Here is a 17,618-nt window from a genome sequence, read left to right on the forward strand (position 1 = left end):
CCCGGGAATAGCCATGATCGCCACGTCCCTCGCGCTCGCTTTCAGCCTTTCGATGGATAGCTTCGCCGCCGCTCTCGGCCGCGGGGCCTGTTCGCGCCGTGCCGGTTTGCCGGAAGCGGTGCGGGTCGGTGCCGCCTTCGGCGTCTGCCAGTTCGCCATGCCGCTGGTCGGCTGGGGCATCGGCATCGCCTTCGCCAGCCTGGTGGAGTCGGTCGATCACTGGATCGCCTTCGGCCTGCTGCTGGCGGTCGGCGGAGCGATGCTGCGCAACGCCATCCTGGACGGCGAGGATGAGGGCGAGGAGGATTGCGGCCCGGTGCGCAGCGTGCGCGCCGAATGGCTGGCCCTGCTGACCACCGCCGTCGCCACCAGCATCGACGCCGCCGCCGTGGGGGCGGGGCTGGCGCTGGTCGATGTCGACATGGTGACGACCTCGGCGCTGATCGGCGTGGTGACCTTCGCCGTGGCCTTCGGCGGCGTGCTGATCGGCAAGGCCGCCGGCAACCATCTGGGGCGCTGGGCCGAGATGGCCGGCGGCGTCGTGCTGATCGGGCTGGGCGCGAAGATCCTGCTGGAGCACACGATGGGGTGACCTTGGCGGGGTGAGGGGGCGGACGCCTCCTCCTTCCCATAGCTCTTACTCCGCCCCATAGCTCTTACTCTGCCAGCATCATCCCCATTTCCCAGAAATCCGCCTCCAGCCGGCTGGCCTGCCGGAAGATGGTCAGCAGCCGGGGGAAGCGCGCCTCGGTCATGCCGTCGGCGGCCAGCTGGTCCAAATTCTCCCGCGCCGCCCGCGCAACCTCCTGATAGGCCTCGCCGGCATATTCGGCGATCCAGACGCGATAGGGGTTGGCCTCGTCGAGCGCGCCCGGCAAGGCGGCCAGCCGGCGGCCGATCTCGCCATAGCCGATGATGCAAGGGCTGAGCGCGACATGCAGGTCCAGCAGGTCGCCGCGCAGGCCGGTTTCCAGCACATAGCGGGTGTAGGCCATCGTCGCTTTGGACTCTGCCGCCTGTTCCAGCTCGGCGGCCGGCAGGCCCCAGCCGGCGCACAGCCCGACATGCAGGTCCATCTCCATGTCGAGGATCGCCTTCAGCCCGTTCAGCGAGGCCCGCATCTCGCGCAGGTCGCGGCCCTTGTAGATGGCGAGCGCATAGGCGCGGGCGAAATGGATCAGGAACAGGTAATCCTGCACCAGATAATGGCGGAAGCACGCCTGCGGCAGCGTGCCGTCGCCCATCCCGCGCACGAAGGCATGGTCGACATAGGCCGACCAGTCCGGCCGCGCCCCGGCGACGAGCCGGTCGAACAGGTCGGGGGTGGAGGAGGTCGGGGTCATGGCGGCGGTCTCCGGTTTCGCTGACGAAGTGGGGCAGACATTCTACCCGCTATTCGCCGGTTTGCAGCAAGGCGCCGCGCACCCGCGCTTGGTGGAAGGCATAGAGGAACACGGCGATGCCGCCCGCCATGTAGACCATGTTCAGCCCGACCGCCCAGGCCAGATGGTCCCAGCGCAGCGTGCCGTCGAACACCAGCGCCCGCATGCCCTCGAACACATGGGCGGACGGCAGGGCGAGCGCCACCGGCTGGAGCCACACCGGCAGGACCGACACCGGGTAATAGACCGCACTGACCGGGGCCAGCATGAAGACGACGATCCAGGCCAGCCCCTCCGCCCCCATGCCGTAGCGCAGGATCAGCGCCACGATCAGCAGCCCCAGCGACCAGCCCAGCACGATCAAATTGGCGAAGAAGGCGGCGAGCGGAAGGCCGAGCGCGAAGACCGAATAGCCGAAGAAGGGAATCGCCAGCCCCGCCGCCGGCAGCACGCCGATCAGGGTGCGCAGCAGGCTCATGGTCATCAGCGCCGTCACCCATTCGCCGGGGCGGAGCGGGCTGACGAACAGATGACCCAGATTGCGCGACCACATCTCTTCCAGGAAGGAGATGGAGACGCCGAGCTGGCCGCGGAACAGCACGTCCCACAGCAGAACCGCGCTGACCAGCACGCCGGCGCCCTGCGCCACCCAGCCGCTGCCGCCGCCGCTGGATGAGGCCATGAACTGGTTGATGTAGCCCCACAGGATCATCTGCATGGTCGGCCAATAGGCCAGCTCCAGGATGCGCGGCCAGGACCCGCGCAGCAGGTACCAGTAGCGCAGCACCATGGCGCCGACCCGGCGCAGCGAGAAGTCCGCGCGCGGGATCGCCAGTTCATTCGGCTGCATCGGCGGTCTCCCCGGTGAGGATGCGGTCATCGGAGGCGCGGGCGATGTCGAGGAAGACCTCCTCCAGCGTCTGGCGGCCGTAACGGGCGAGCAGGGCCGACGGCGCGCCGCGGTCGACGATCCGCCCCTGCCGCATCATCAGCACGCTGTCGCACAGCCGCTCCACCTCCAGCATGTTGTGGGAGGCCAGCAGGATGGTGGCGCCGGTGCGCAGCCGGTAGCGTTCGAGATAGGTGCGGATCCAGTCGGCGGTGTCTGGATCGAGCGACGCCGTCGGCTCGTCCAGCAGCAGAAGCTCCGGGTCGTTCAGCAAAGCCTTGGCCAGCGCCACGCGGGTTTTCTGCCCCGCCGACAGTCCGCCCGACGGCCGATCCAGAAAACGCGACAGGTCAAGATGCTCAGCCAATTCTTGGACGCGCTTTTTGACGCATGTCAAACCGTAGAGGTGGGCATAAACGGTAAGGTTCTCCCGCACCGTCAGCCGATGGGGCAGTTCGACGTAGGGGGAGGAGAAGTTCATGCGCGGAAGCACGGCATGCCGATGGCGCGCCATGTCGACGCCCAGGATCTCCACTGTCCCGGCCGTCGGCAGCAACAGCCCCAGCAGCATCGAGATGGTCGTCGTCTTGCCCGCGCCGTTGCCGCCCAGAAGGCCGGTGACGCTGCCGCGCGGCACGGTGAAGCCGATGGCGTCGACCGCCGTGACGTCCCGCCCGTCCGGGGTGGGGAAGCGCTTGGTCAGCCCCTCCGCCCGGATGGCGGGGGCAACGGCGGGTGTGGCCGGCTGCTGCTGTGGGATGGTTCGTTCGGTCATGGGCACAGAATATGGCGGCACGCGCCGCAACCGCCAGGGGCATGCGGCCCAGGGGCGAGGATCGAAACGAGGATCGGGACAGGGATCATGGTGACGCTCGCCAGCGCGCTGACCGCACCGGTCCCGGCCTCTCCGGCGCCGCCGCACTGGGCGCAGCCCGACGGCCGCATCACGCTGCGCACGCTGATCGTGATCCGCTGGGTCGCGGTACTCGGGCAGCTGGCCGCGGTGACCTTCGTCAATCTCGGGCTGGGCTTCCCGCTGCCGCTGGGGCCGGTGCTGGCCGCCATCAGCGCGTCGGCCCTGCTGAACGTGGTGGCGATGACCCAGCGCGGCGGCCGGCTGCGGCTGGCCGACCGCGACGCGGCGCTGTATCTCAGCTACGACATGCTGCAGCTGACGCTGCTGCTCTATCTGACCGGCGGGTTGAGCAACCCCTTCGCCATCCTGCTGCTGGCGCCGATGACCGTGGGTGCGGCCATCCTGTCGCGCTACAGCACGGTGCTGCTGACCGGGCTGAACCTGATCTGCCTGACGGCACTCGCCCTCTGGCACTTCCCGCTGCCGTGGGAGGAGCCGGTGCGCTCGATGGCGCCGCTCTATGCCTTCGGCGTCTGGCTGTCGCTGACTGTGTCGTCGGTCTTCATCGCCGGCTACGTCTTCCGCGTCGCCGCGGAAGCGCGGCGCTTCGCCGATGCGCTCGCCGCCTCGCAAGTGGCGCTCGCCCGCGAACAGCGGCTGGGTGCGCTGGGCGCGCTCGCCGCCGCTGCCGCGCACGAGCTGGGCTCGCCGCTCGGCACCATCGCCGTGGTGGCGAAGGAGCTGGCGCGCGACCTGCCGCCGGACAGCCCCTATGGCGAGGATGTCGAGCTTCTGCAAAGCCAGGTGATGCGCTGCCGCGAGATCCTGGCCGATCTGGCGCGCAAGCCGGAGGCCGACGGCGGCGATCCGTTCGAACGGCTGCCGCTGACCGCGCTGATCGAGGCCGCCGCCGCCCCGCACCGTCTCGGCCACATCGACTTCGCCGTGGAACCGCATCCGGTCGGCGAGGCGGAGGAGCCCTTCCTGCGCCGCAGCCCGGAGATCATCCACGGCATCGGCAACTTCATCCAGAACGCCCACCAGTTCGCCCGCCACAAGGTGACGGTCGCCGCCGCCTGGGACGGGCGCGGCGTCACCATCACGGTGATGGACGACGGACCGGGCTTCCCCTCCCACCTGCTGGGCCGCATCGGCGAGCCGTACCTGTCGGTGCGCGGCGAGCGCTCCGGCCCTAAGGGGCAGACGGGCGGCGGGCATATGGGGCTCGGCATTTTCATCGCGCAGACGCTGCTGGAAAAGACCGGCGCGACCGTGCGCTACACCAACAATCCGCCGGACGGCGCGCCGCCCGCTGATCAGGCCGCCGGCGGGCACTCCAATCAGGGCGGAACCGGTGCGCGGATTTCCGTGCGCTGGAAGACCATCAACGCCAAGAAATGAGGTTTCACGGTGGACACCCTCAAAACAACCGATGACATGCTGTCGGGCGATGCCGTCAAACTGACCTTCACTGGCGACGTCACCCGCAGCCTCCTGATCGTCGACGACGACGCCCCCTTCCGCACGCGGCTGGCCCGCGCCATGGAAAAGCGCGGTTTCAACGTCGTCGCGGTCGACAGCATCCAGCTCGGCATCGAGGTGGCGCAGGAATCGGCCCCCGCCTTCGCGGTGGTCGATCTGCGGCTGGGCGATGGCAACGGGCTGGACGTGGTGTCGGCCCTGCGCGACGCCCGCCCCGACGCCCGGATCGTCATGCTGACCGGCTACGGCAACATCGCCACCGCCGTCGCCGCGGTGAAGGCCGGCGCCGTCGATTACCTGCCGAAGCCGGCCGATGCCGACGCGGTGGAATCCGCGCTGCTGGCCGATGGCCGCCCGCTGCCCCAGCCGCCGGAAAACCCGATGTCGGCCGACCGTGTCCGCTGGGAACACATCCAGCGCGTCTTCGAACAGTGCGACCGCAACGTGTCGGAAACCGCGCGCCGCCTGAAGATGCACCGCCGCACGCTCCAGCGCATCCTGAACAAGCACGCCCCGCGCGCCTGAGCTGGAGCGGTTCAGGCCCGACATGCGAACGGCCCGCCCCGGATCGGGAGCGGGCCGTTCGCATGTCGGGTATCGTGCTTGCCGCTCGTGATTGGGACACGGGAAAAGATCGCCTGCACTCACCCCGGCCGGGACCGGCATTCTGGCAACGCCGGCCATGGCGGTCAGGCATCGGGCCAGCCATATCGCCGTCCGGGACTGAATTCCGCCGGGGCCATCCTGTCGCTCAGCCGGGGGTCAATTGCGCATCGGCAGGGCGGGGCCGTCTTCAAGAAATTCGATCATGCGCCGTTCGACCCGCAACAGCACTTCACGGGCAGACAGGTTATGGCACGCACGGCTGTGGTCGCGGATCAGCCTGATCGCGCTGACGGTGGCGGATTCCTGACGGTACGGCATGACGCAATCTCCGTCCAAAAGACATAGGAACTCTATACCTTTTACAGTATCCGTTATAGCATAAAAATGCGTGTGCAGAACAATTTGTCGCACGTCGGAAACGGGAATTCGGTTTGTCCGGTGCTAACGGTCCGACGCCGTGCATCAGGGTCCGCCACCCGCTTTCCGGCATCGCTCACCGTTGGGCCGCACCCTCTAAAATCGTCGGGAAAGTGTGACAACGGCAGCCGGGACGGCTGAGAAACCGTACCGGCGCGGAACGTCGACGTACCGCCCGGCGTTGGCGGAATGGGTCTTCGCATCCGGTCCCGGACTCGCCCGCGCTGGGAAAATCGCGGAAATGACCGTGGCCCGGCCGGTGCGATCGAACGTCTTGCAACCTGTCCTTCCGGGTAACCCCCATTATGCCCGGTCCTGCATCGACGGTTCATACTGCACTGCAACAGGGTCAGGAAGGCTACCCACTGCGCGCCCATTGCTCGCCGCATGCACTGGATGGCCGATGCAACGGCTGGACTAACACTGCGTTTCAGCCAATCGGACGAACCGCCGAGCCTGCCCACCGGACAGCATCCGCTGCCCGGAATGGAGGATCGGGCAAACGGATGGTCCTATGGCCGCGCTTTCTGGTCGTTACGCGAGGAGGACCCTTTGGCCACCCAGGAACTTCAGGAACAACCCCGACGCAACAACCCTGAGTCTCGGCGGGGCCCCGGGTCCATGTCGCCCGGCATCTCATATGATCTGTCGGCCAGCGCCGCCAGTGCGGTGCGCCGGACCACGGGGTTGTTGCGGCGGCACAAGCTGCTGATCGGTACGGTGATCGTGGTCGGCACCGGGTTGGCGGCCCTGGTCGCCTTCCGGATGACGCCGCTCTACACCGCCGAAACACTCATCATGGTGGAGCACCGCAAGAACACTGTCCTCAACTTCGAGGGGGTGGTGTCCGACATGACCCCCGACATCAGCGCGCTGCAAAGCGAGGTCGCGATCCTGAAGTCGCCGGCCTTCGCCGAAAAGGTGGTGGCGAAACTCAAGCTGATGAACGATCCGGAGTTCAATGCCTCGCTGCGTCCGCCGCCCCCCGGATGGGTGTCGGCGCTGAACCCGCGCAACTGGATCCCCGACAGCTGGAAAGCGTCCAGCGGCGTGCCGCTGTCGCCGGAGGAGATCGAGCGCAACCACCTGACCTCCGTGGTCAACGCCGTGCTTGACAACACGTCGGTGCGTCCGCAGGGCCGTTCCTACGTCATCGCCGTCAGCTTCGACAGCGAGGATCCGCGCAAGTCGTCCCTGATCGCCAACACCATGGCCGACCTCTATCTGGTCGATCAGCTCGACGAGAAGTTCAAGGCGTCCAAGCGCGCCACCCAATGGCTGGAGGAGCGGCTGACCGACCTGCGCAAGGAAGCGCAGACCACCGGCGACGCGGTGGAGAAGTACCGGACCCAGCATGGCCTGACCACCTCGTCCAACAACGAGAGCACCGTGGTCGGCCAGCAGCTGAGCCAGCTGAACGCCGACTATATCCTCGCCCGCACCAAGCGGCAGGAGGCGGAGACCAAGCTGCGCGACGTCACCGCCATGGCGAATTCGCCGCGCGGCGCCTCGGCGGTGGGCGACGTCATGGGCTCGCCGCTGATTCAGGCCCTGCGCGAGCGCGAGGTCGATCTCCAGCGCCAGATCGCCGACGCCACCAACCGCTACGGTGCCAAGCACCCGATGCTGCAGGCCCTGCAAAGCCAGCTGCGCGACCTCCAAGGCCAGATCAAGTCCGACGTCGGCAAGATCGTCTCCAACCTCAGCAACGAGGTGGAACTGGCGAAGGGCCGCGAGCAGGGGCTGAAGGCCAGCCTGGATCAGGCCGAGGCCAAGCAGAACGAGCAGCAGCAGGCGACCGTCGGCCTGCGCACGCTGGAACGCGACGCCACCACTGCCCAGTCGATGTACGAGGCGCTGCTAACCCGCTCGCAGCAGATCGCGGCGCAGAACGATATGCGGCAGCCTGACGCCCGCATCGTGTCGGAGGCCTCGATCCCGCTCGACCCGTCGCAGCCGAACCGCAAGCTGATCCTGCTGCTGGCGCTGGTGGCGTCGGGCACGCTGGGCGTGCTGCTGGCCATGCTGCGCGAACGGGCCGAGAGCGGATTCCGCAGCCCGCACCAGTTCGAGACGGCGACCGGCGTCCGCAGCCTGGGCATCGTGCCGCGCATCCCGCGCTTCGGCGGGTCGCCGGCCGCCTATGTGGTGGACAAGCCGATCTCCGCTTTCGCGGAATCGATGCAGAACCTGCGCACCTCGCTGCTGCTCGCCAATCCGGACGGGCGGCACCGGGTGATCCTGTTCAGTTCCTCGGTCCCCGGCGAGGGCAAAAGCTCCGTCGCCGCCGCCTTCGCCCGCACCTGCGCCAACGCCGGCCAGCGGACGATCCTGGTCGATTGCGACCTGCGGCGGAAGTGCCTGCACGAGATGCTGGGCATGTCCAACAACCGCGGTCTGGCGGAGGTGCTGGCCGGCACCGCGACGCTGGAGGAGGTGATCCAGGTCGATCCGCGCACCGGCCTGCACGTCATTCCCGCCGGCCATGGCCGCACGCTGCCGCAGGACACGCTGGGCTCGTCGGGCATGCATCAGCTGCTGTCGCGCCTGTCGGTCAATTACGACCGCATCGTGCTGGATTCGCCGCCGGTGCTGGCGGTGTCGGAAGGCAAGCTGCTGGCGGCCCTCGCCGACCAGACCGTCTTCATCGTCCGCTGGGGCATGACCAAGCGCGGCACCGCGATGGCCGGGCTGAAGGAGGTGATCGAGGCCGGCGGCGAGGTGGTCGGGGTCCTGTTCAGTCAGGTCGATACCCGGCGCCATGCCCAGTATGAGTTCCCGGACAGCGGGCGCTACCACGGCTACCGCCGCTACTACGCGAACTGAGGACAAGGCCCCTCGGCCGGCCGAAAGCCGGCCGAGGATCTTTTGCGCAGTGCGTCACGATTCCATCAACCACCGAAGAGCCCATGAATGTCCGCTGGACACCGCATCTTCCGGAACATCCGCGCCCTTGCCGCCGCGAAAACGGCGACGATGGCGAGCGGGCTGGTCACCGCGGCCTGGACCGCGCGGGTTCTGGGACCGGACAGTTTCGGCGTGCTGGGCTTCGGCACTTCGCTGATGGCCTATGCGGCGCTGTTCGTGAACATGGGCCTGTCAACTTATGCAATCCGTGAGATTGCGAGAAATCGCGAGCAGGACGACCACCGCGAGCGGGCGGCCGAGCTGTCGGAACATGTGCTGACCCTGCGCACCGTGCTGGCCCTGGTGGTCGGCGTCCTCTATGCGGCCTTCGTCCTCTCGCTGGACAAACCAATGGAGGTGAAGGCGGTTCTTCTGGTGCAGGCGGTCCAGTTGCTCGGGAACGCCTTGGTCCTCGACTTTGTTTATCAGGCGACCGAGAAGATGGGGGTGATCGCCACGCGCGAGATCGGCACCTCCATCGGCTCGATGCTTCTCGTTTTCCTGCTGGTGCGTGGGCCTGAGGACGCCATCACCGCAGCCGCCATCACCGGCGGTTCCATCACCGTCAACGCGCTGGTGATGATCGGCCGCTTCCGCCGCGACTTCGGCCATCTGCGCCCCAGGGTCGACCTGACGGTGTGGCGCGAGATCCTGACGGCGGCGATGCCGATGGCGGTCGGCGTCTTCGCCTGGGCGATCTTCACCCATCTCGACGTGGTGATGCTGGGCTTCCTGGCCCCGCACACCGAGGTCGGCTGGTACAGCGCGGCGGTGAAGATCCAGACCCTGGCCAATCTGGTCGGCAACATCGTGATGAACGCCTTCCTGCCGCAGCTGGCCGCCGCCTATGGCGAACTCGGGCCGATGCGCGACCGGATGCGGGCCTATGCCGGCGTCATGCTGGCGGTCGGCGGGCTGGTCATCGCCGGCGGCTTCGCCCTGGCGCCGTCCATCCTCGGCACGCTGTTCGGCGATGCCTACGCCCCGGCGACGCTGGCTCTGCGCCTGCTGATGCTGGCTTCGGCGGTGGTCTACGCCAACATGATCCTGGGCAATCCGCTGCTCGTCTGGCACCGGCAGACCGGCTACATGGTCGCCATGCTGTCGGGCGGCGCGCTGAACGCGCTGCTGAACATCTGGTGGATCCCCCGCTACGGCATCGAGGGCGCCGCGATGGCGACCTTCACCGCGGAGCTGGCCGCCACCGTCGCCATCGCCTGGATCCACCGGCAGACGGTCGGGGAGCTGTATGGCGGGATCGCCGCGCGGGCTCTGCTGTGCGCCGGCGCGGCCATAGCCGCGGCGCTCGCGCTCGACAGCTTCGCCGCCCCGCTGTTCGACCGGTTGCCGGCGCTGGTGCATTTCGTCGCCGGCAGTGTGGCGATGGTCGCGGTCTATGCGGCGATGGCCGTGCTGACCGGACTGGTCCACCTGAAACGGTTGCGGCGGCTGACCAGCGCCACGGCCTGAGAGGGGCGGGCCGTGGCTGGATGGATGGTTCAACCCTCAATTCTGCAAGGCCGGGTCGAGGGATACCGGCAGCAGGAACGGAATGCGCCTATTGCACCACTTTCGAACGTCTCTGTTGGTGCCTCCAAGCATTCATTTGGCCCCGGCGAGGGTTAGTACCATTAATACGGCGGAGATCTGCAATCATGGTCTTTTCATCGGACGGTGATTTCTGAAACACTTCGCGCTGCACAACGCCGGCAACGAGGTACTTCATCGTCACGGCGAAGTCACAATAAGAAAACAATTTCGAATTTCGAGGTTTCTCCGTCTGCATGCTTGGCAACAGGGCATGGCACGCGGGGCGTCTCCAAACTCTCGGCAACCCGCCGCCGGTGGCGGGGCCTCAGCAAACCGCAGGAGCGACGATGCTTCCCAAGACTTTTTCCGATCGTAACGTCTGCGTCCTCGGGCTCGGCTATGTCGGCCTGACGCTGGCGGTCGCGATGGCGGACGCCGGCTTCCAGGTGCACGGGGTCGAGGTGCGGCAGGACGTGCTCGACAAGCTCGGCCAGGGCAACCCGCACTTCCACGAGCCGGGCCTGACGGAGAAGCTGCGCCACGTCATCGCACGCGGCCGGCTGACATTCAGCCGCAGCCAGGAGGATTGCAGCAAGGCCAGTGTCTTCATCATCACGGTCGGCACGCCGCTCAGCAAGGACGGCCGGGTCCGCACCGACATGATCGAGGCGGCGACCCGTCAGGTCGCCGGCAGCCTGCATGACGGCGATCTGGTCATCCTGCGCTCCACCGTGAAGCTGGGCACCACCCGCAACGTCGTGGCGCCGATCCTGCGCGCCACCGGCAAGAAGTTCGACATCGCCTTCTGCCCGGAGCGCACGCTGGAAGGCCAGGCGCTGCTGGAGCTGAACCAGCTGCCGCAGATCATCGGGGCGGAGAGCCTGGACGTCGCCACCCGTGCGGCGCAGATCTTCGGCTTCCTGACGCCGACCACCGTCAAGGTCTCCACCCTGGAGACGGCGGAGCTGATCAAGCTGGTCGACAACACCTACCGAGACGTCACCTTCGCCTTCTCCAACGAGATCGCCAAGCTGTGCAACGCCATGGAGATCTCGGCGGTCGAGGTGGCGCGCGCCGGCAAGCTGGGCTATCCGCGCACCAACCTGCCGCTGCCCGGCCCGGTCGGCGGCCCCTGCCTGGAGAAGGATCCCCACATCCTGATCGAGGCGGCGCGCGAGGTCGGCGTCGAGATGGCGATCACCGCCGCCGGCCGTCTGGTCAACGAAAGCCAGCCGGTCGAGGTCGCCGACTTCCTCGGCAAGCTCGCCAATTCGATGCAGGGCTTCCCGGAGGTGCCGACCATCAGCCTGATGGGCCTCGCCTTCAAGGGCCGTCCGGCGACCGACGACCTGCGCGGCACGATGGCCAAGCCGGTGCTGGAGGAGCTGCGCCAGCGCTTCCCGACCGCCCGCCTGCGCGGCTTCGACGCCGTGGTTCGCCCCGACGACATCCGCTCCTTCGGGCTGGAGCCGGCGGCCAACATGGCCGAGGCGGTGTCCGGCGCCAATCTGGCGGTGATCCTCAACAACCACCCGGTCTTCACCTCCATGCCGCTGCCGGATCTGGCCCAGCGGATGGACCGTCCGGGCGTGATCTACGACTTCTGGAACAACTTCAACAGCCGTGACGTCGACCTGCCGGACGGCACCGCCTACGTGGCGCTCGGCAGCCATGGCGCCGCCCGCTACGCGCATGTGGCCTGACGAAAACCGGGCCCGCAAAGGGCTTTGGCCAAGCGGTTTGGGAAGAGGAATTTGACCGACATGAAACACTATCTCGTCACCGGCGGCAGCGGCTTCATCGGCGCCGCCCTGGTCCACCGTCTGGTCCGTGACGGCCACCGCGTCCGCGTTCTGGACGACAATTCGCGCGGGCACACCGGGCGGCTGGCCGGCGTGCTCGACGACGTGGAGTTCGTCCAGGGCGACATCCGCGACGCTGACGCCGTGCGCGGGGCGGTGCGCGGCGTCGACGGCGTGCTCCATCTGGCCGCCGTCAACGGAACCAAGCATTTCTACGAGAAGCCGGAAGTGGTGCTGGACGTCGGCGTGCGCGGCATGCTGAACGTGCTGGACGCCTGCCGCGCCGACGGCGTGGGCGATCTGGTCGTCGCCTCCTCCTCGGAAGCCTACCAGACCCCGCCGATGGTGCCGACGCCGGAGGATGTGCCGCTGGTGGTGCCGGACGTGCTGAACGCCCGCTACAGCTACGGCGGCTCCAAGCTGATCTCGGAGCTGCTGGCCGTCAACTGGGGCCGCAGCGGCTTCGACCGCGTCGCCATCTTCCGTCCGCACAACGTCTACGGCGCCGACATGGGCTGGGAGCATGTGGTGCCGGAATTCTCCCGCCGCGCGGTGGAGGCCATCGCCGGCCATCCGAGCGGCACGGTGCCCTTCAAGATCCAGGGCGACGGCCGCCAGACCCGCGCCTTCGTCCACATCGACGACGCCATCGACGGCATCGTGACGGTGGTCGACAAGGGCGAGCATCTCGGCATCTACCATGTCGGCAACCCGGAGGAGGTCACCATCGCCGACCTCGCCCGCCAGACGGTCGCCTGCCTCGGCCGCGAGGCCCAGGTGATGCCCGGCCCGGCGGCTCCCGGCGGCACCGACCGCCGCAGCCCCGACATCGCCAAGCTGACCGCGCTGGGCTTCACCCCGCGCATCCCGCTCTCCGCCGGCCTGCCCGGCGTGGTCGAGTGGTATGCCGAGCGAGCGCGTGCCGATCTGGGGCGCATGGGGCAGGCGGCGGAGTAGGGCGTCATCAGGGGAGCGTGACCGGCGGTCGTGCTCCCATCCGTCATCCCCGCGAAGGCGGGAGTCCGCGTTCGCGGGGATGACGGCCGATGAGGCATTCGTTCGCACAAGATCTTAAGGAGACGGCCCGCATGGACCGCAACAGCCGCATCTTCGTCGCCGGGCACCGGGGACTCGTCGGATCCGCCATTCTGCGGCGGCTGACCGAGGCCGGGCACACCGACCTCGTGATCCGCGACCGGTCGCAGCTCGACCTGACCGATCAGGCGGCGGTGCGCGCCTTCTTCGACCGCGAGGGCATCGAACAGGTGATCCTGGCCGCGGCGAAGGTGGGCGGCATCCTTGCCAACGACCGCTTCGGCGGCGATTTCATCCGCGACAATTTGCTGATCCAGAACAACGTCATCGACGCCGCCTGGCGTGCCGGCGTTAGCAAGCTGCTGTTCCTCGGGTCCTCCTGCCTTTATCCCAAGCATGCCGAACAGCCGATCAAGGAAGAGGCGCTGCTGACCGGCGAGATGGAGCCGAGCAACAAGCCCTACGCCGTCGCCAAGATCGCCGGCATCACCATGTGCCAGGCCTACCGGCGCCAGTACGGCTTCAACGCCATCTGCGCCATGCCGTCCAACCTGTACGGCCCCGGCGACCATTTCGAGCCCGAGACCTCGCATGCGCTGCCGGGCATGATCCGGCGCTTCCACGATGCCAAGGTGGCGGGCGACCCGACGGTCACCCTGTGGGGCACCGGCACGCCGCGGCGCGAGTTCCTCTATGTCGACGACATGGCGGATGCCTGCCTGCATCTGATGGACCATTACGACAGCGGGGAAATCATCAATGTCGGCCCCGGCGAGGACATCGCCATCGCCGACCTCGCCGCGTCGATCCGCGACACCGTCGGCTACACCGGCACGCTGACCCACGACCTGAGCAAGCCCGACGGCCACCCGCGCAAGCTGATGGACGTGTCGCGCCTGCTCGCCACCGGCTGGCGCCCGAAGGTGTCGCTGGAGGAGGGGCTGCGCCGCACCTACGACTGGTTCCTGGAGAATGCCGCTCCGGAGCGTCGCCAAGTCCCCAAGCAGGCAGCGGAGTAAAGCCCGATGCCGGACGATTCCATCCATCTGCGGCCGCCGGCTTTCGACCGGCCGGCTTCCAAGGCTTCAGCGGGCGCGCCTTCCCTGGCGGAGGTGCCCGTGCCGGAAGAACTGCTGCTCGTGGCGCAGAGCTATTGGCCGGAACCGGCCGGCAGCGCGCCGATGATGACCGACCTCGCCACCGCCTTCGCGGCGGCCGGGGCCGAGACCACGGTGCTGACCGCGCGTCCCAACTATCCCGGCAACAAGGTCTATGACGGCTACGCCGACGGGGCGCAGGACAGCAAGACGGTGGAGGGCGTTCTGATCGAGCGCCTGCACACCATCCCGCCGGCCGGCGGCGGCATGAAGGCCCGGCTGATCCACGAGGGCGTGCTGCATGCCGGCTTCGCCGCCGCCCGCGCCCGCGGCCGGGTCGGGCGGCACACCGCCGTGCTGTCGCTCTGCCCGTCGATCCTGTCGGTGGCCATCGCCAACCGCTTCAAGGCGCCGGGCGGCCGCCACGTTGCCATCGTCCACGACATCCAGTCCGGCCTCGCCGGTGCCTTGGGCATGGGCGGCAAGGCGGCGGTCAAGGCGATCCGCGCCATGGAGCGCGCGGCCCTTAACCGCGCCGACGCCATCGTCGTCCTGTCGGAGCCGATGCGCGGCGTGCTGGAGGAGCTGGGCGTCACCCGGCCGATCCATGTGATCCCCCCCCATGTCGATGCCGACGCGGTCCACCCGCTGCCGCGCCCCGACCAGCCGCCGACCGCGCTCTACAGCGGCGCCTTCGCCCGCAAGCAGGGGCTGGAGCAGGTGCTGGACATGGCCGGGCACTTGGCGGAACTGATGCCGCAGGCCCGCATCAAGATGCGCGGGCAGGGCGGCCTGGAGGAGGAGCTGAAGGGCCGCGCCCGCGCCATGGGGCTCGGCAACGTGATCTTCCAGCCGCTGGCGCCGAAGGACCAGCTGAACGAGGCGATGGCGGAAGGCGACGTCCATCTGGTGCCGCAGCGGCCCGAAGGGGCGGCCTTCGCCATGCCGGGCAAGGCGGTGACCATTCTCGCCGCCGGCCGGCCCTTCGTCAGCACCTGCCTGCCGGGATCGGCGCTCGCCACGCTGGAGGCGCAGGTCGGCGCCTTCCTGTGCACCCCGCCGGAGGAGCCGCGCGCGATGGCCGAGGCGGTGGCCGCCCTGTTGTCGGACCCCGCCCGCGCCACCGCCATGGGCCGCCGTGGCCGCGCCTGGGTGGAGGCGAACGCCACGCGTGCCGTGGCGCTCGACCGCTACGCCCGCCTTCTGTTGGGAGAGGCAGCATGAAGAAACCCGCGCTGGTCTTCAGTTGGGAGATGTTCGGCCCCTACCACATGGACCGGCTGGAAGCGGTCGGCCGCCGGCTGGGCCATGCCTATGACGTGATCGGGCTGGAGGTCGGGTCGAAGTCGCACACCTACGCCTGGGATTCGACCGGGACGGGGCAGAATTTCCGCAAGATCACCCTGTTCCCCGGGCAGTCGAAGGCCGACCTGTCGAAGGCCGCGGTCTACCGCGCCCTGCTGCGCGAATGCCGCAACGCCGACGCGCGCTACGTCTTCCTCTGCCATTACGAGGACCCGGACGTCTTCGCGCTCGCCCTGACCATGCGGCTGATGGGCCGCAAGGTCATCAACATGAACGCCTCCAAATACGACGACAAGCCGCGCATCCTGTGGCGCGAAATGGTCAAGAGCGTCTTCTACTCCCCCTATCAGGCGGGGATCGGCGGCAGCCACCGCACGGTGGATTACTTCCGTCTGCTGGGACTTCCGAAGGACCGGCTCTACATCGGGTACGACACGCTGTCGTTGGACCGCATCCGCCGACTGTCCGGGATGGAACCGGCCCCTGGGGGAGTACCCTTCGCCGACCGCCACTTCACCATCATCGCGCGCTTCGTCCCGAAGAAGAACTTGTTCCGGGCGGTCGAAGCCTATGACATTTACCGGCGGCTGGCCGGTCCCGCCGCCCGACCGCTCCACCTCTGCGGATCCGGTCCGCTGGAGGCGGAGCTGCGGGCCGAGGTGACGCGGCGCGGGCTGGACGGGTCGATCGTCTTCCGCGGCTTCCTCCAGGAAAAGGGGATCGCCGAGACGCTGGGGTCCACGCTCTGCCTGCTTCTGCCGTCGCTGGAGGAGCAGTTCGGACTGGTGGTGAACGAGGCCCTCGCCATGGGCGTTCCGACCATCCTGTCCGACCAGTGCGGGGCACGCGACGTGCTGATCCGCAGCGGGTTGAACGGCCACATCGTGGAGCCGGACAACCCCGAGGGGCTGGCGCGCTACATGCTGTCGGTCGCGGGCGACGAGGACGAGTGGCGCCGCCTGAGCCTGAACGGGCGGCCCTTCCAGGCGTTGGCCGACGCCAGCTTCTTCGCCCTGTCGGTGGAGAAGGCCGTGGTGGCGCTGGGCGGCCCGAAGGCGGAGCGCAGCGCGGACACGGACTATGTGTCCGACTATTCCGCCGACCCGGAGGGTGGCCAGCATGGCCGGTCGACCGGAGCGGCACTGACCGGGAGTTGACGATGGAACGGAACGCGCGCACCCATGTGGTCGTCTCCGGGCGCCTGCCGCCGCCGGTGGATGGGATGAGCCGGGTGACGGCCCTGGTGCTGGAGCGTCTGCAGGACCGCATGCGGGGGCGCGGCCGCGTGGAGGTCGCCGACCTGTCGCCCGGTTGGAACGGCGGCGGCGCCGTCTACCATCTGCGCAAGATGACGCGGGTGTTCGGCACCATGGGCCGGCTCGCCGCCGGGCTGCGCAAGCCGGACCGCCGTTTCTACATGCCGGTGGATTCGGGCTGGGGCGCGCTCTACACCGCAGCCCTCGCCGGGACCGCGCGGCTGTTCGGCTATGAGCGGGTGCTGCACCATCACTCCTTCGCCACCATCAGCAAACCGACCTGGCGGATGCGGCTGCTGACCCGTGTCGCCGGCAGCGACTGCACCCATGTCCTGCTGTGCCCGGCGATGCAGTTGCGCTTCCAGTCGATCTATCCGGCGGCGCGCACCTGCATGACCATGTCGAACGCCATCTTCTCGGTTCCCGGCGCCCTTCCGCGTCCGCGGCGCGACGGTCCCCTGCGCATCGGCCATCTGTCGAACCTGTGCAGCGAGAAGGGGCTGGACACGCTGTTCGCCCTGCTGCGCGCCCTGCAACTCGACGGGGTGGACGCCAGGCTGGTGCTGGCCGGTCCGGGGCTGAAGCCGAAGGACAACGCGATGATCGCCGCCGGGCTGATGGCCTTCGACGGGGCGGTCGAGTATCACGGCCCGGTCCATGGCGAGGCCAAGGAGGCCTTCTACCGCGACATCGACGTCTTCGTCTTCCCGACGCGCTACCGCAACGAGGCGCAGCCGCTGGTGCTGTTCGAGGCGATGGCCGCCGGCGTGCCGGTGCTGGCCTATGAGCGCGGCTGCATCGGCTCCGACATTCCGGCTGACGGGCTGGTGCCGCAGAATGCCGACTTCGTGAAGGCGACCGTCCCGATCCTGTCGGCCTGGGCCGACGACCGCGAGGCGCTCGCCGCCGCCTCGGCGCAGACGCTGACCCGTGCGCGCGTGGCCTTCGAGACCAGCCGCAGCGGCCTGGACCTGCTGCTCGACCGCATCGCCGGGCCGCACCCGGCCGCCGCAGCCGCCACGGTGCCGGCCAAGCGCCGCGTGGCAGGGTAGGG

Annotated in this window: 15 protein-coding genes; 11 read left to right on the forward strand and 4 right to left on the reverse strand. The window is 68.5% G+C overall.

All coding sequences use genetic code 11. The annotated features are described in order from the left end of the window. The first annotated feature begins 13 nt into the window (after positions 1 to 13). The gene (locus ABNQ39_RS31095) at positions 14 to 592 is read left to right on the forward strand and encodes a manganese efflux pump MntP (protein WP_376965839.1); all 579 of its coding nucleotides are present in this window, start codon (positions 14 to 16) and stop codon (positions 590 to 592) included. Positions 593 to 656: 64 nt separating this feature from the next. On the opposite strand, the gene tenA is transcribed toward ABNQ39_RS31095, so the two are convergent. Genes tenA through ABNQ39_RS31110 form a run of 3 tightly spaced genes read right to left on the reverse strand, consistent with a single transcriptional unit; the run spans position 657 to position 3,046 of the window. Then, positions 657 to 1,343 (reverse strand): thiaminase II, encoded by a 687-nt coding sequence (tenA, locus tag ABNQ39_RS31100; RefSeq protein ID WP_376965841.1) that lies wholly within the window; start codon positions 1,341 to 1,343, stop codon positions 657 to 659. A gap of 49 nt (positions 1,344 to 1,392) precedes the next feature. Further along, positions 1,393 to 2,232: an ABC transporter permease gene (locus ABNQ39_RS31105; protein ID WP_376965843.1), complete on the reverse strand. Its 840-nt coding sequence runs from the start codon at positions 2,230 to 2,232 to the stop codon at positions 1,393 to 1,395. Then, positions 2,219 to 3,046, reverse strand: a complete 828-nt coding sequence (locus ABNQ39_RS31110; protein WP_376965845.1) for an ABC transporter ATP-binding protein — start codon at positions 3,044 to 3,046, stop codon at positions 2,219 to 2,221. The genes ABNQ39_RS31105 and ABNQ39_RS31110 overlap by 14 nt, the downstream gene beginning before the upstream one ends. 87 nt (positions 3,047 to 3,133) lie before the next feature. On the opposite strand from ABNQ39_RS31110, the gene ABNQ39_RS31115 reads away from it, so the two are divergent. Next, positions 3,134 to 4,528 (forward strand): ActS/PrrB/RegB family redox-sensitive histidine kinase, encoded by a 1,395-nt coding sequence (locus ABNQ39_RS31115; RefSeq protein ID WP_376965847.1) that lies wholly within the window; start codon positions 3,134 to 3,136, stop codon positions 4,526 to 4,528. Positions 4,529 to 4,537: 9 nt separating this feature from the next. Then, positions 4,538 to 5,134, forward strand: coding sequence for an ActR/PrrA/RegA family redox response regulator transcription factor (locus ABNQ39_RS31120; RefSeq protein WP_425290400.1), 597 nt, complete (start codon positions 4,538 to 4,540; stop codon positions 5,132 to 5,134). A 237-nt stretch (positions 5,135 to 5,371) separates the two neighbouring features. Here the strand turns inward: ABNQ39_RS31120 and ABNQ39_RS31125 are convergent, their stop codons facing one another. Further along, a complete protein-coding gene (locus ABNQ39_RS31125; RefSeq protein WP_376965849.1) occupies positions 5,372 to 5,533 on the reverse strand; it encodes a hypothetical protein in 162 nt (53 codons plus the stop codon). Between the two features lie 720 nt (positions 5,534 to 6,253). On the opposite strand from ABNQ39_RS31125, the gene ABNQ39_RS31130 reads away from it, so the two are divergent. From ABNQ39_RS31130 to ABNQ39_RS31165, 8 genes are all read left to right on the forward strand, one after another. Beyond that, on the forward strand, positions 6,254 to 8,458 hold the full coding sequence (locus ABNQ39_RS31130) for a GumC family protein (RefSeq protein WP_376965851.1): 2,205 nt from the start codon (positions 6,254 to 6,256) through the stop codon (positions 8,456 to 8,458). Positions 8,459 to 8,545: 87 nt separating this feature from the next. Beyond that, positions 8,546 to 10,009, forward strand: a complete 1,464-nt coding sequence (locus tag ABNQ39_RS31135) for a flippase (protein WP_376965853.1) — start codon at positions 8,546 to 8,548, stop codon at positions 10,007 to 10,009. Positions 10,010 to 10,416: 407 nt separating this feature from the next. Beyond that, the gene (locus ABNQ39_RS31140; RefSeq protein ID WP_109049715.1) at positions 10,417 to 11,772 is read left to right on the forward strand and encodes a nucleotide sugar dehydrogenase; all 1,356 of its coding nucleotides are present in this window, start codon (positions 10,417 to 10,419) and stop codon (positions 11,770 to 11,772) included. Positions 11,773 to 11,832: 60 nt separating this feature from the next. Further along, entirely contained in the window at positions 11,833 to 12,828 is a 996-nt protein-coding gene (locus tag ABNQ39_RS31145) for an NAD-dependent epimerase/dehydratase family protein (protein WP_376965856.1), read from the forward strand. Between the two features lie 131 nt (positions 12,829 to 12,959). Then, entirely contained in the window at positions 12,960 to 13,925 is a 966-nt protein-coding gene (locus ABNQ39_RS31150; RefSeq protein ID WP_376965858.1) for a GDP-L-fucose synthase family protein, read from the forward strand. A gap of 6 nt (positions 13,926 to 13,931) precedes the next feature. Beyond that, positions 13,932 to 15,227 carry a glycosyltransferase family 4 protein gene (locus ABNQ39_RS31155; protein WP_376965860.1) on the forward strand — a complete coding sequence of 432 codons (1,296 nt, stop codon included), beginning with the start codon at positions 13,932 to 13,934 and terminating at the stop codon, positions 15,225 to 15,227. Further along, a complete protein-coding gene (locus ABNQ39_RS31160) occupies positions 15,224 to 16,465 on the forward strand; it encodes a glycosyltransferase family 4 protein (protein ID WP_376965862.1) in 1,242 nt (413 codons plus the stop codon). Before ABNQ39_RS31155 ends, ABNQ39_RS31160 begins: the two co-directional genes overlap by 4 nt. Positions 16,466 to 16,467: 2 nt before the next feature. Beyond that, on the forward strand, positions 16,468 to 17,616 hold the full coding sequence (locus ABNQ39_RS31165) for a glycosyltransferase family 4 protein (RefSeq protein ID WP_376965864.1): 1,149 nt from the start codon (positions 16,468 to 16,470) through the stop codon (positions 17,614 to 17,616). Positions 17,617 to 17,618: the final 2 nt, after the last annotated feature.

Source organism: Azospirillum sp. A26 (assembly GCF_042604635.1).
Lineage (GTDB): Bacteria > Pseudomonadota > Alphaproteobacteria > Azospirillales > Azospirillaceae > Azospirillum > Azospirillum palustre.